This window comes from Acidobacteriota bacterium (assembly GCA_039030395.1).
In the GTDB taxonomy this organism is placed as follows: domain Bacteria; phylum Acidobacteriota; class Thermoanaerobaculia; order Multivoradales; family JBCCEF01; genus JBCCEF01.
Map to the genome: position 1 here is coordinate 319,754 of JBCCEF010000001.1, position 14,112 is coordinate 333,865.

Consider the following 14,112-nt stretch of genomic DNA (forward strand, 5'->3'; position numbering starts at 1 on the left):
TCGATGAGCGATCTGGATCGCTTCTCCGCCCCCCCCTCCCGACCTCCGCGGCCGGCAGCCCTGACGGCCGGACGAATCGACATCTGGCGGGTCGATCTCAACCCGCCAGAGAACCAAATGGCGAGCTATCGGGCACTCCTGTCGCCGGACGAAAGAATGCGGGCCGACCGTTTTCACTTCGATCGCCACCGACGGCGCTACATCGTCGGCCGTGGGGCGCTGCGGCGTTTGCTCGGGCAGTACCTCGATCAGCCGGCCGCCACCCTCTCCTTCGCCTACGGCCCGAAGGACAAGCCTTTCCTGCCGGACACCACCCTCCAGTTCAATCTCACCAACTCCCACGAACTGGCCCTGATCGCGATCACCGAAGAGGTCGAACTGGGGGTTGACGTGGAGCATCTGCGGGCCATGCCCGACGCCGAGGCGGTCGCCGAACGGCATTTTTCGGCCAGCGAGCGGCGGGCGCTGCGGTCGGTGCCGTCGGAGGCCAAGGAGCTGGCGTTCTTTCGCTGCTGGACCCGCAAAGAGGCCTACGTCAAGGCCCTGGGCGACGGCCTGTCCCTGCCCCTCGACCGCTTCGACGTCTCCCTCGAAGAGGCTCGCTTCCTCGCCCTCGATGGCGACCCGGCCAAAGCAGCCGAATGGTCGCTGTTCCACGTCAACCCCGGGCCGGGTTACGTCGGCGCCGTGGCGGTGCCGGGGCGCGGCTGGGAATTGCGCGGTTGGCGGTGGGAACCCGAAGAAGGGTAAGATATATATTGAAATCTATTTAAAGGATTGCCTGCCGACCTCGCCCCTTTCATCGCCAGGGCCGGCCAAGGTCCTCGACGCTCGGGCAATAGGCTGAAAAACCAAAGGAGTCTGGAAGATGAAACTCGGTGATGTACTGCGCAAAGAACGCACCAAGAAAGGCATCGAATCGGGCGCCGCCGCCGGCGCCCTGGAGGTGAGTGACGAAGAGTACAGCCGGCTCGAGGCTGGCGACACCGATGCCGAGACGGCGGGGCCGCTGCTGGCCCAGATCGCCATCGCACTGGAGACTCCGGTCTCGCGCTTGATCGCGCCGAGCGGCCGATCCGAGGACGCCAAAGCGGGCCAGTTCGGCCAACTGGTCCAGGAACACCGGGAACGGCGGGAAAAGAGCCCGGACGAAATGGCCGAGGCCCTCGGCATCGAACTGGGCGACTACCAGCAGATCGAGTCCGGAGAGTCGAATCTCGAAACCTGGGCGCCGATCTTCCTGCGCTTCGCCGAGTTGATCGAACAGCCGGTGTTCAACATCTTCTACCCCTGCGGCCTACCCTTCCAAGAACTAGACGACTATCCCTAGGGGGGCTAGGCCGGGCCGCGCAGGCCCCCCCGACGCCAAGAAGTGTCATTCTTGGCCGGGCCGCGCAGGCGTCTCACCCCCCATCCTCGGCGGCTCTGCCGCCGCCTCGTTCGGGGGCGCCCAACCCGGTGGGCTCGCTAGCAGATCACTCCCCTCGGCGGCCACCTTGGGGGACACGTAAATGCATGTAAGAAAACGGCCTGTCGCGGGCGCCGGAGCGCTCCACCACAGGCCGTTTGATGGTCTTCCGAGCCGATGGCCGGATCGGTGCTCGAATACCGCCCAGGTCAGGCCGAAGCGGACTCCGCCGCCTCGGGCTCCGCCGGCTGGATCTCGATCGGCTCGAAGTGCGGAATCTCGAAGTCGAGTTCGTCGTGGCAGAAGGCTTTCCACTCGTCCGTCAAGTCGTCGAAGATGATGTGCTCGTCGACGAAGATGCCGTCCGTCACGGTGTAGTTCTCCTGCAGATAGAGGATGTCGTCGTCCTCCAGGGTCGAGCGCTCAATCTCCGTCTCCTTGCCGTCGACCACCTGCGTTTCCTTGCGCAGATCGTCGGTCTTTTCCTGCCAGTTCGCGAAGGCCCGGAACTGCTTCGCCAGGTAGGCCTTACAGTACTTTCCCATCTCAGCCATGGTCGATCTCCTCGAATGACTTTTTATCGTCTCGTATCACTAGCTCTCGTTGACCCTCGACCGGTCGCTTCCACCGGAAGGTAGGCCCGTCGCTGAACCAACGAACTTCAGCCACTTTCTTACTCAACACTTCGAATTGGCCGTTCGCCGACACCCGCGCCGCTGCTCCGAAGGGAAGCGCCAGCGCAGGTCGGCATCGCGGGTCGGCCCGCTGGGTGGCGATGACTTCCGCCCACCCCGCCGCCTCTTCATGAGCGCCGATCCAGTAGGGCGCCAAGGCGAGCATCGAAACCGCCCGATCGGCATCCGGCCTCACCCCAAGACCTAGTTGAACGGCGCCGGCGGACACTCCCACCAGCAGGGAACCCCGCTGCCAACGACTTCGCAGGGCATCGACCCAACCGTTCGCCTCGAAGGCGCGCCAGCCGAGGAGCGGATCGCCGCCGGCCAGCAGGATCAGATCGGCTCCGGCAAACCCTTCGGCGCCATCGCCGGAGCGCATCGCCGAGCGATCCGCGTAGCCCGCCGCGGCGACCGCCTGATCGAAAATCTCAAAGGCCGCCGGGTCGTCACCGTTTGACGCTCCGAGATACACGGCCCGGCCGCCGGACGACTCGCGCGCCACCGGGCGGAGCCACCTTCGAGCGTCCTCACCGAACAGAAACCGGCTGTCGGCGAGGAGCAGAACCGGTTGCGAAGTCAGCCTCCCTGCTGGGCTTCCATTTCCTGCATCTTCTTACGCAGGCTCAAGGGACGCATGTCCGTCCACACCTCTTCGATGTGATCCAGACATTCCTGCTTGGTGCCTTCTTTGCCTTCGGCGTTCCAACCCAACGGCAATTCGCGGTCAGCGGGCCAGATGGAATACTGCTCTTCGTGGTTCACCACCACGCGATAGATCGTCTTGTCGTCTTCTTCGTCCCAAGTCACGTCAGGTTCTCCACAGTCGATGAAAGACCAACGACCTTCCTCCAGCACTCCAGCGGAAGGCCGTTCGGTACATAGAATCTCGTCTATATAGTGTCAGAAATCTACCGACCGGGACAACTTTGGTGTGAATTCCTTACTACCTATTCCGACCAACTCTTGGTGAAACATCTCAGCGAGTGATCCGGGTAAGCGGCCGTCAGGCTACCCCAACCCCTGCTCCATCAGCTCGACCACCTGACTGTTGAAGCGCACCGGGTCGACCAGCTCCGACCCCTCCGCCAGGGTGGCGTAGCCAAAAAGTAGATCGGCGTATTTGTCGAGGGCGACGCCCTCTTCCCCCTTTTCCTCGAAGCGCGTTCGGAGGGTCTGGACAATGGCGTGGTCGGGATTGAGCTCCAGGATCCGGCGTTGTTTCGCGCCGCCGCCCTTGCCCTTCATTAGGAGCTTTTCGAGCTGCGGGCTGTAGTCGTGCTCGGCGCCCACCAGGCACGCCGGCGACGAGGTCAGTCGGCCGGACAGGCGCACCTGCTTGACGTGTTCGTCGAGGTGCTTCTGCATGGCTTCGAGCATGCCCTCGAAGGTCTTCTCCTTCTCTTCCAGCTCTTTTTGCATCTCTTCCTTCTCGTCATCGCTCGACAGGTCGATGGCGCCCTTGCCGACGGAACGGAGCTTCTTGTCGTCGTATTCGGTCAGGGACTGCACCATCAATTCGTCGACCGGATCCACCAGGTAAAGCACCTCGATGCCCTTGGCGTGGAAGGCCTCGAGGTGGGGCGACGCGGCCACCGCCTCGCGCGACTCGCCGGTCAGGTAGAAGATTTCCTCCTGGTCCTCCGGCATGCGCGACACGTAGGCCGCCAGGGTGGTCAATTCTTCGCCCTCGGAGGTTTCGAACATCAGCAGCTCGATCACCCGATCGCGGTAGTCGCGCTCTTCGTCCACCCCCTCTTTCAAGGCCCGACCGAACTCCTTCCAGAAGGCCAGGTACTTCTCCGGCTCGTCGTCGCGCAGTTTGCGCAGGGTGTCGAGCACCTTGCGCACCAGACCCTTGCGAATGGCCACTACCTGGCGATTGTGTTGCAGCAGTTCGCGGGAAACGTTCAAGGGCAGATCCGAGGCTTCCACCACGCCCTTGATGAACCGCAGGTAGCGCGGCAGGAGATCCGCCGAGCGCTCCATGATCAGCACCCGCCGCACGTAGAGCTGGAGCCCCGGCTCGAAGCCCACGTAATAGAGGTCGAAGGGCGCTGAGCCGGGCACGAAGAGCAGCGCCTGGTACTCGAAGCGACCCTCCGCCTTGAGCCACACCGGCAGCATCGGATCGCTCCAGTCGTGGGAGATATGGCGGTAGAACTCCTTCAGCTCCGCCTCCTCTACGTCGCCCTCCGAGCGGGTCCAGATGGGCTTCATGGAGTTGAGGACGAGATCTTCCGTTTCGGTCTTCGTCTCGCCGCCCTCGACGGGCTTGCCCTCGTCGTCGAGCACCGGCTTCTCGCGCTCCACCTCCAGTCGGATCGGGTAGGTCACGAAGTCCGAGTAGCGCTTGACGATGCGCTTCAGAGTCCACTCCTCGGTGAAGTCGTCGAGGCCGTCGTCACCGTCGCTCTCTTTGAGGTGCAGGGTGATGGAGGTGCCGTGGCCGTCGCGCTCCGCCTCGTCCAGCTCGTAGCGGCCGTCACCGGCGGATTCCCAGCGCGTCGCCATTTCCTCGCCCGCCCGCCGGGTGACCAGGATCACCCGGTCGGCGACCATGAAACTGGAATAAAAGCCCACACCGAACTGGCCGATGAGGGCGGCGAGCTGGTCTTCGGAATCCGTCGCCTGCACTTTCTCCATCAGCTCCCGGGTTCCGGACTTGGCGATGGTCCCGATATTGGCGATCACCTCCTCCCGGCTCATGCCGATGCCGTTGTCGTGCACCGTGAGGGTCCGCTTCTCCGAGTCCGGATCCAGGCGGATCTCCAGGGGTTCGTCGCCGGACACAAGTTCCGGCTGGGTGATGGCCTCAAAACGCAGCCGGTCCAAGGCATCCGAAGAATTGGAGATCAGTTCCCGCAGGAAGATCTCCTTGTTGGTGTAGAGGCTATGGATCATCAGGTGCAGCAGGCGCTGCGTTTCAGCCTGAAACTCGTAGGTTTCGCTCATCAAAGGTTCCTCCCGAGGGCGCACCGAAGGGCACCGTACCCGGCCTTCCAGGCCGGCGCCTTGCTTCGTCGGTATGGGGTGGGCGCCTCGATTGAATCTAGCCTGCCTTTCTCACCAGCGACCGTAGCGAGAGGCCGTAGGTCGTTGAAGCTGCAAGGCATCCGCGGGTTCTGCGATGAAGGCGTACTCGCAGTACGTTGAAGAGCAGGTTCCGCGGATAACGCAGCAGATTCAGTGGCATACAGCCTCGCAGTAGGTTGCTGGTGAGAAAGGCAGGCTGGTTGGTTCCGAGCGTGTTCGAGCCCGCTATCATTCGGGCTTTTTCGCGCTTCGGCCCTTCGTTCTATCGCTATTTTAACAGCTCGTGGCGAAGGCGAGAGCCGGCGGTTTCGCCACCCCGGCTAGCCCCTCCTAGACTCCGGTACATCAATACTCAAAGGGAAGCGAAAGTACCGACGCCTTGTCCCTCTGCAGACGCTCGAACGCATATACATGGATGCAGCATCCAACCACTCTCGGTCACTGCTTCCCTCCCGAACCGGAACCGGATCGGTGTTCTCTCGTCCTCCGGAACCGGCAGTCTAGGTGTATTCAATTGCCGCGACATCGACGGGTGTCGCAAGGCCCAAGGAGGCCGTTTGATGATTTTCATGTGCAGGCATTTGCGCTCCCACCGGTTGCTGGTTCTCACCCTGGTCCTCATGGCCTCGCTGACCGGGATCCTCCATGGATCGAGATCCGACGCGGCGATGGTCCGCGCCCTCGACCTCGACGAACTCGCCGACCAGGCGGATCGGATCTTTCGCGGCACGGTGGTCAGCGTGGACCACGGGACCGCCGCTGTCGGCGGCGGTCAGGTGCCGGTGATCGTCTATCGGCTGCGGGTGAGCGAAGCCTTCAAAGGCTCCTTCGACCAGCAGGACGGCCAGCTCGTCGTCGACCTCCGGATGGTGACTTCCCCGGAGGGAGGGGACCCGGCAAGCGCCAGTCGCTCCCGAACGTTCGCTTTCATGCCCCGCCTCGAACTGGGCGGCGAATACCTGCTGATGGTCACCAAGCCGAGCAGCGCCGGACTCGCCGCCCCGGTCGGCCTCGGCCAGGGCACCTTCGTCATCGACGGCTTCGGCGATCAGGCGAGGGTGCGGAACGGCTTCGGCAACACCGCCCTGGCCCATCGAGACCTGGCCGCTGGCGACCCACCGGACGGCGATCGATCGACCGCCGCGAAGAGGTCCCAAGCGATGACCTACGCGGAACTCGCCGACCACCTGGAACGGTCCCTTCGACGATCTGAACACAACGTCGAGGTGGAGAGGGTCCCGTGATGAAGACTTCCCTCTCGCAACGGAGAATCTACATCCGATTTCTTAGCCTCGTCCTCGTCGCCGCCTCGTCCACCGCCTCGTTGTTCGCCGGCGGCCCGCTCCAGAACTGCCGCCCCGGCGAGCCCTACCGCTGGCCCGACGGTGGGCGGCAAATCCCCATCGCCGTCGACCCGGGACCCCTTGGACCGCTCTCCAACAGCGAGGCGCGGAGCCAGCTCCAAACCGCGCTCGACACCTGGGGCGCCGTACCCTCCGCCACCAGCTTCTTCGCCGTCCCGGACGAGCTGCCGGAGGACATCACGGTGGACAATTTCGCCACCTACTTCGGCACCGCGGCGCAAGACGGCATCAGCCCGGTGATCTTCGACGACACCGGCGAGATCTTCGACCAGCTCTTCGGCGAGGGCTCCGGCATCCTCGGATTCGCCGGCAGCGAGTGGTTCTCCCTGGCGGACTGCGAGATCCTGGAGGGTTTCGCGATCTTCAACGGCCGGGCGCTGGCCGATGGCGACGAAGCGCTCGACATCATGGTCCACGAGATGGGCCACTTCCAAAACCTCGCCCATACGGTGGTCAACGGCCAGCTCGTGCTCGGCGACACCAGCGGTCCATCGCAGGTCGATGTCTTTCCCGTGCCGCCGCTGGGCGGCACCATCGAGACCATGTACCCGCTCTACTTCGGCCCGGTGGCGGGCATCGCATCGCCCCATCGCGACGACGTCGCGTCTCTCTCGACCCTTTACCCGACGGCTGATTTCCTCGCCGGGAGCGGCGCCATCTCCGGCCGGGTCCAGGGTCCCAACGGCACCACTCCGTTGACCGGAGTCAACGTCATCGCTCGCAATCTGGAAGATCCCTTCGGCGATGCCGTCTCGGCGATCTCGAGCGACGCGACAGACGACTTCTCTCCCGGCGCCCCGGAGGTCGGCAAATACCGCCTCACCGGCCTCACCGCCGGCGCCGACTACGCCCTGTTTGTCGACGAGCTGATCGCCGGCACCTTCAGCACGCCACCGTTGAGCCCGCTGCCGGGCCTCGAAGAGTTCTACAACGGCGACGCCGAATCGACCGACGACGCCACCGACGACCGCTTCGAATTCACTCCCCTGGCACCTCCACCGGGGGCCACCCTCGAAGGGGTGGATATCGCCTTCAATGCCCAACCGGTCGGCACTCTGGACCTGGGCGACGACGCCTCCCGGCAGATCTTCCTGCCCTACGAAGTGCCCTTCTGCGGCGAGCGCTACGACTCCCTATGGATCAACTCCAACGGCAACCTGACCTTCGAACGGGCCAGCCCCGACGGCTCGCCGAGCGTTGTCGAGCTGCTGGCCGGACCGCCGCGCATCGCCGCCCTGTGGACAGACCTCAATCCGTCCGCCGGCGGCGCCGTCACCTGGGAAGCGGAAACGCACGGCCTGCGGGTGCGCTACCACCAGGTCCCCGCCGACAGCTCCGAAGCCGGTGCTCAAAACAGCTTCGAGATCTGGCTCGATCGCTGGCTCGGCGCGACGGTCCTCACCTACGGCGACATCGCCGCCTCGGACGGCATCGTCGGTGCCTCCTGCGGCGAGCGGCGCACCTCCGGCTTCGAGCGGGAGAGCAACCTGCGGCGGCACGGCGGCCTCAACTTGAACGGCCTGTGGTGGGAGGCCGCCACCTTCGAGAACTTCGAAACGGCGGACAACGACCTCGCCGGCTCGACCCTCAAGATCCTGCCCCGCTTCGCACCCTTCCGCGACCGCTTCGAGATCAACGACCGTCTGAACCGGGCGCAACCGGTGCATCTACCCTTCGCGAGCGACCGGTCCTTCTCCTACACGGATCTGGCACCGGCCGGCGAGGACGTGGACTTCTTCCGCTTCCGCACCCGCCCGGACGACATCGTCGCCGCCGAAGTGGTGCGGAGTTCCCTCGACACGCGCCTTGGACTGTTCGACGCCGACACCGGCGAACGGCTGTTCCAGGACGACGACGGCGGCGACGGCCAGCTCTCGCGGCTGCTGTTCTCCTTTCCGACGGCCCGCCACCTGGCCCTCGCCGTGACCACCGGGGACGATCCGGCCTTCGAAGGCCAGGGAGTGCCCCGGCGCGGTGCGCGCTACACTCTGCAGATCGCCGCCTATCGAGGCGACCCCATCGCCGCCGGCGACGACACCTCGACGGAGGTACCCTTCCCGGCCTTCTCGTTCCCCTTTGCCGGCAACTCCTGGGACAGCGTGTTCGTCAACTCCAACGGCAACCTGACCTTCGGCGAGGGCAGTTCCCGGCGCAACGAGGGCGCCACGGAACTGCTCACCGGCCCGCCGCGCATCGCTCCCCTGTGGGACGACTTCGACGCCCGGTCCGGCCTGGTGCTGGCCGAACCGGTCGGCCACCATGCCCTCCGCATCCATTTCCTCAGCGTGCCGGAATTCGCCTCCCGGGAGCCCAACTACTTCACCATCGAGCTGCGGCGCAGCGGACGCATCGCGATGGCGTGGCTGGCCACCGCCCGGCGGGACGCCCTGGTGGGCTTCTCCCCCGGTGGAGGCGCCCCGGACCCGGGCACCACCAACCTCTCCCGCCGTCGATTCCACCGCGGTGAAACGGTCTACGAGGTGTTCCCGCGTGGTGAAGGCGAGGATTTCGACCTGTTCTATTCGTGGCGGGTCTTTCGGCCGTAGCCGGCTACCGTCCGGAGCGAGCCTCTCGGGCCACCGGGTAAGATCCACCGACTGGATCAAACCCCCGGAGGCCCGAGATGATTCGTACCCTGTCCGCCATCCTGTTCGTCACCGTCCTGCTCCTCAACGCCCTGCCCGCCGCGGCGGACTTCGACGACCACTTCACCGGTCGCTCCCTGCGCTTCGACTACTTCCATACGGGCACCGCCGGAGAGGAACACATCAGCCTCGACGAGCTGCGCCTGGAGAGCGACTGGCCCGGTAGTCGCATCCAACTGATCGACGGCACCGGCCTCGGCAAATATCGCTTCGAGGTGACCGAAGCCGGCGGCGGCGCGGTGCTCTATTCGCGCGGCTTCGCCTCGATCTACGGCGAGTGGGAAACCATCGGCGAAGCGCGCCAGGGCAACTGGCGGACCTTCCACGAAAGTCAACGCTTCCCGGAGCCGAAGCAGCCGGTGGATCTGGTGCTCCACAAGCGGCAGGGGGACGGCACCTTCGCCGAGATTTTCCGCCGCACCGTCGATCCCGCCCACCGCTCCGTCAACCGGTCGCCTCTCGAGCCGGTGGGCACCCCCTGGACGGTCTTCGAGCACGGCCCGCCGGCGAAGAAGGTCGATTTACTGGTGTTGGGCGACGGCTATACCGCCGCCGAGATGAGCACATTCCGGGACGACGTGAAGAGCCTGATGGACCATCTCTTCACCACCGCGCCCTTCGACCACCACAAGAAAGATTTCAACGTCCGCGCCATCGACCTGCCGTCCCGAGAGTCGGGCGTCACCAAGCCGCGAGAAGACGTCTGGCGCAACAGCCCTCTGGGCCTGTCCTACAACGCGTTCGATTCAGAGCGCTACATCCTCACCTACTCCAACCGCGCCCTGCGGGAAGCGGCGGCGCTGGCACCCTACGACGCCCTCATCCTGCTGGCCAACCAGCGCAAGTACGGTGGCGGCGGCATCTTCAACCTATGGACCACGGCCGCCGCCGGCAGCGGCGAGGCGCCGTACCTGGTGGTGCACGAATTCGGCCACTCCTTCGCCGGCCTGGGCGACGAGTACTACACCTCCCAGGTGTCCTACGAGGACTTCACGGCGCCGGGCACAGAGCCCTGGTCGCCCAACGTCACGGCGCTCCTCGACCCGGAAAACCTCAAATGGCGACATCTGGTCACCGCGGAAACGCCGATTCCCACCCCCTGGGATCAAGACGAATACGACACCCTCTCCCTCGCCTACCAGGAGAAACGCCAGAAGCTGCGCGCCGAGGGCGCCTCGGAGGAAGAGATGGAAGCGCTGTTCGATGAGGTCAAGGCGCAGACGATACCGTTTCTCGGCGCTCAAGAACATGCAGGCAAGGTCGGCGCCTTCGAAGGCGCCGGCTATCAGGCGAAGGGCCTCTACCGGCCGGCTCTGGACTGCATCATGTTCACCCGCAATCCGAAGACCTTCTGCCCGGTGTGCTCCGAGGGGATTGGTCGGGTGATCGCGCTCTACACCGAGTAGTCCTGCACGACGAAGGTAGATAGAACAGCCGGGCTGCCGCGGACGCCCGGCTCGCTCGCCGACACTCGGGTGGCACCTGCTTCCTTCGGTTCGCCCACCGACATTCGGGTGGCACCTACTTCTTCTGCCTCCTGACATTAGGTTGGCACCTGATTCTTCGCACCCTCTTCTTCCGCCCGGTTCACGCCCGGGGTACACTGGACGGGCCGATGATTCCGTCCGAACCTCGCCCCCTGCCCGAGGGTTATTACCTCGACAACTTCGAGGCCATGCTGGCGACCGTGGTCGAGCGCTACGGCGATCTGCTGACGGACCCGGAGAAGCAATTCACCACCGCTTTTGCGCACCTCTCGACCGGCGCCCGACGGCTCTATGTGCGACTGATTTCCCGCAAGGGGCCGCTGTTTCGGCGCGATCGGCTGGCCTACCGGGAAATTCCCGACCTCGACGCCGCGATGAGCGAACTGACGGGCGCCTCATTCGCCGATGACGCTCCGGACTCGCCGGCCGCCGAGCGCATCTCGCTGCTGCTGCGGCGCGAGATCGAAGCCCTCGCCGTCGTCGTGCTGCCGCCGCGAGCGGCGGTGAGAGCCTGCCGCCTCGGCAAAGCGGAGCTTGCGGACCGGGTGTTGAGGGGGCCTGAGGGCGAACCCCAGGGGGCGGATCCGGCACTGCACCTGGAGTCCGGTCTCGAGCGGGCCCTGGCGACCTTTCCGATGCTCCGGTTGCTGCGCCTCGCGGAGGTGGAAACCCTCCAACTCTTGTTCTTCGGCAATTTCGGCCAAAGCCTGACGGAGTTCGTGCTGCGGGACATGGGACTTCTGCGCTTCGAGGCCTATGACTTCGACCGCCGTTTCCGGCTCTTTCCCCACCGTGCTGCCCTCGACGACACCCTCGAGGCGCGCCGCCGCGGGCAGGAGATTCAAGATTTGCTAGAGGCCGGCGAGATCGCAGCGGCGGCCGAGCGGGGGCGCGAGATCGTCCATCGGCAACCACCCTGGGATGCGGTGGCCCGGCCGCGGGTGGATCGCCTGCTGGTTCTCCTCGGCCGCGACCTCGAACGCCGGCAACTCACCGACGAGGCCCTCGAACTCTACTCCGCCGCCCATCGACCGCCGGCGCGCGAGCGAGCCGCCCGCATTCTGAGCCGTAGCGACCGCCAGGCCGAAGCCCTCGATCTCTGCGCCGCCATGATCGCCGCACCGCGCGACGAGACGGAGGCAGAGGTGGGGCCGCGAATTCAGCACCGAATCCTGCGCCGACGGCGGGAAGTGGGCCCCGCCCAGCGTCCCCGGCGCCCGACGACGACCCTCGAACTGCCGCCACCGCCGGTCGGCGTGTCGATCGAAGCCCACGTACTCGAGCACCTGCAAGGGGAGGGGCGCCGCGGCTTTTTTGCGGAGAACCGGTTGTGGCGCTCGCTCTTCGGCCTCGCTTTTTGGGACATCGTGTTCTCGCCGGTGGCCGGCGCCTTCGAGCATCCCTTCCAGTACGGACCGCTCGATCTCTCCGGGCCGGAATTCCGAGCGGCCCGCCGAAACGCCGTGGAACGCCGACTGGCGGACCTCGCCGCCGCCCCCCGGCACCGGCTGCGACGCCGTCTACGGGCGATCGTCCGCAAGAAATGGGGCATCGCGAATCGCCTCGTCGCCTGGCATCCCCAGCTCGACGAACACCTCGAGTTCGTCCTCCGGCGCCTCTCGGGCCGTCAGCTCGCGGCAGTGTGCGATCGCCTGAGCCGCGGGCCGGGCCGCTATGGGCGGGGTCTGCCAGATCTCTTCCTGGCCGACCCACGGGACCCGGCCTCCGCCTTCGAGTTGATCGAGGTCAAGGGGCCCGGCGACACCCTGCGCCCGGAGCAGGGCCGCTGGCTGGACTACCTGACGGCGCACGAGGTTCGGGCTTCGGTCCTGCGCCTCACCTGGAGCGAAGAGCGCACCGTCGCGTGCTACGATTTCGCCCACCGCTCGCAGCCGGTAGCAGGGTTGTTCGACGGCGCCGATGACGCCCCCGGCCCGCCGCCTGCAGCCTCGGAGAAAGCCACCTCATGACCGCCTCCGCGGACCCTAGCCTGCATTTCTCACCAGCGACCGTAGCGAGAGGTCGTCGCTGGCTGAAGCTGCAAGGCATCCGCGGGTTCTGTGACGAAGGCGTACTCGAACTACGTCGAGGAACAGGTTTTGCGGATAACGCAGCAGACTCGGTGACATACGGCCTCGCAGTAGGTAGCTGGTGAAAAATGCAGGCTGAACCCGTCGCCGCCTCGGATGCCCTATGGCTCCAGGACTCGCCGCACAACCTGATGAACATCGTCGGGGTGTACACCACCGATACCCTAGACGCGGCCACCCTGCGATCCGTCTGGCTGGCCCGGGTACAGTCCCTCGATGACGGCCGCCGCTTCCCGCGTTTCAGCAAGAAAGTGGTGTCCATCAACGGGCGCGATCACTGGTCAGAGGATCCCGACTTCGACATTGAACGGCACATCTTCGAGGTCGAACCCAGCGACCACTGGGGCGACGGCTCGTGGACCCGTGAGCGCCTGACGGACTACCTCGGCCACCTCGCCGCCGACCCCCTACCGCGGGACCGGCCGCTGTGGCAGATCTTGGTCCTGCAGGGGATCGACAAGGGCAAGAGTGCAGTGATCACCCGCATCCATCACTGTATGGGCGACGGCATGGCCCTCATCCCGATCATGTTCTCGATCCAGGATCCGATCGGCGAAGGAGCGGAGCGAGTCGAGCCCAAAGCCGACGATCCGACCCGGCGGGTGGCGAAGGCCAAGCCCAGCCGCGCCAAGCTGTGGCTCAAGGCACCCCTGGCGGGGCCTTTCGTACTGCTCAGGAAGGCCCTGGCGCGGCCTGATCGCAGCGCCCTGCACGGCCCGCGTCCGGGCGGTGAGAAGCGAGTGGCCTGGTCGCAGCCGATTCCCCTCGCCCAGGTCAAAGCGATCAAGAACGCCCTCGGCGCCACCGTTAACGATGTCCTGATGGCTGCGGTCGCCGGCGCCTTCCGGCGCTACCTGGAGCAGGGCGGCGAGCCCTACGACGCCCGGCTACGGGCCTCGGTGCCGGTCAACGTGCGCTCCGCCGGCGAGATCCCCAAGATGGAGAACCGGTTCGCCACGGTGCTTCTCGACCTGCCGCTGCACATCGGCGACGGCCTGACGCGGGTGCGGGAGGTCAAGGCTCGTATGGACGCTCTCAAGCGGTCCGTAGAACCGCTGGTGATGTTCGGGGCGGTGCAGGTGGTCCTCAAGACTCTGCCGCAGCGGGCCAGCCGGTGGGTGGCCGATTTCTTCGCCAACAAGTGCACCTGCGTGTTGACCAACGTTCCCGGCCCGCAGGAACCGGTGGCGATCTCCGGCCGGCGCATTCACGACATGATGTTTTGGGTGCCGCAGCGAGCCCACATCGGCATCGGCGTGTCGATCCTCAGCTTCGCCGGTACAGTGCGTCTGGGAGTGATCAGCGATGTCGATCTGATGGCCGAACCGCACCGTCTGGTGGAGGCCTTCCGGGAAGAGCTGGAGATTCTGAGGGAAGTGAGCGAGAAACCGGTGTCTACCTGAGCGGA

Annotated in this window: 11 protein-coding genes; 7 read left to right on the plus strand and 4 right to left on the minus strand. The window is 65.5% G+C overall.

Annotated features, from left to right (window positions below; translation table 11 throughout):
• Positions 1-3: 3 nt before the first annotated feature.
• Both AAF481_01210 and AAF481_01215 read left to right on the plus strand, forming a co-directional pair.
• Complete coding sequence (locus AAF481_01210) at positions 4-750, plus strand: 4'-phosphopantetheinyl transferase superfamily protein (protein MEM7479764.1); 747 nt, start codon at positions 4-6, stop codon at positions 748-750.
• A gap of 118 nt (positions 751-868) precedes the next feature.
• The gene (locus tag AAF481_01215) at positions 869-1,330 is read left to right on the plus strand and encodes a hypothetical protein (protein ID MEM7479765.1); all 462 of its coding nucleotides are present in this window, start codon (positions 869-871) and stop codon (positions 1,328-1,330) included.
• 287 nt (positions 1,331-1,617) lie between these two features.
• Here the strand turns inward: AAF481_01215 and AAF481_01220 are convergent, their stop codons facing one another.
• The 4 genes from AAF481_01220 to htpG form a co-directional block, all read right to left on the minus strand.
• Positions 1,618-1,962 (minus strand): hypothetical protein, encoded by a 345-nt coding sequence (locus AAF481_01220; GenBank protein ID MEM7479766.1) that lies wholly within the window; start codon positions 1,960-1,962, stop codon positions 1,618-1,620.
• Positions 1,955-2,587 carry a Type 1 glutamine amidotransferase-like domain-containing protein gene (locus AAF481_01225; protein MEM7479767.1) on the minus strand — a complete coding sequence of 211 codons (633 nt, stop codon included), beginning with the start codon at positions 2,585-2,587 and terminating at the stop codon, positions 1,955-1,957. Before AAF481_01225 ends, AAF481_01220 begins: the two co-directional genes overlap by 8 nt.
• Positions 2,588-2,661: 74 nt before the next feature.
• Positions 2,662-2,892 carry an MbtH family protein gene (locus AAF481_01230; protein MEM7479768.1) on the minus strand — a complete coding sequence of 77 codons (231 nt, stop codon included), beginning with the start codon at positions 2,890-2,892 and terminating at the stop codon, positions 2,662-2,664.
• 201 nt (positions 2,893-3,093) lie between these two features.
• Complete coding sequence (gene htpG, locus AAF481_01235; GenBank protein ID MEM7479769.1) at positions 3,094-5,037, minus strand: molecular chaperone HtpG; 1,944 nt, start codon at positions 5,035-5,037, stop codon at positions 3,094-3,096.
• A gap of 641 nt (positions 5,038-5,678) precedes the next feature.
• On the opposite strand from htpG, the gene AAF481_01240 reads away from it, so the two are divergent.
• From AAF481_01240 to AAF481_01260, 5 genes are all read left to right on the plus strand, one after another.
• Complete coding sequence (locus AAF481_01240) at positions 5,679-6,362, plus strand: hypothetical protein (protein MEM7479770.1); 684 nt, start codon at positions 5,679-5,681, stop codon at positions 6,360-6,362.
• Positions 6,362-9,028: a hypothetical protein gene (locus tag AAF481_01245; protein MEM7479771.1), complete on the plus strand. Its 2,667-nt coding sequence runs from the start codon at positions 6,362-6,364 to the stop codon at positions 9,026-9,028. Before AAF481_01240 ends, AAF481_01245 begins: the two co-directional genes overlap by 1 nt.
• Positions 9,029-9,105: 77 nt before the next feature.
• Complete coding sequence (locus tag AAF481_01250) at positions 9,106-10,533, plus strand: M64 family metallopeptidase (protein ID MEM7479772.1); 1,428 nt, start codon at positions 9,106-9,108, stop codon at positions 10,531-10,533.
• A 209-nt stretch (positions 10,534-10,742) separates the two neighbouring features.
• On the plus strand, positions 10,743-12,584 hold the full coding sequence (locus AAF481_01255; protein MEM7479773.1) for a VRR-NUC domain-containing protein: 1,842 nt from the start codon (positions 10,743-10,745) through the stop codon (positions 12,582-12,584).
• Between the two features lie 188 nt (positions 12,585-12,772).
• Complete coding sequence (locus tag AAF481_01260; GenBank protein ID MEM7479774.1) at positions 12,773-14,107, plus strand: WS/DGAT domain-containing protein; 1,335 nt, start codon at positions 12,773-12,775, stop codon at positions 14,105-14,107.
• Positions 14,108-14,112: the final 5 nt, after the last annotated feature.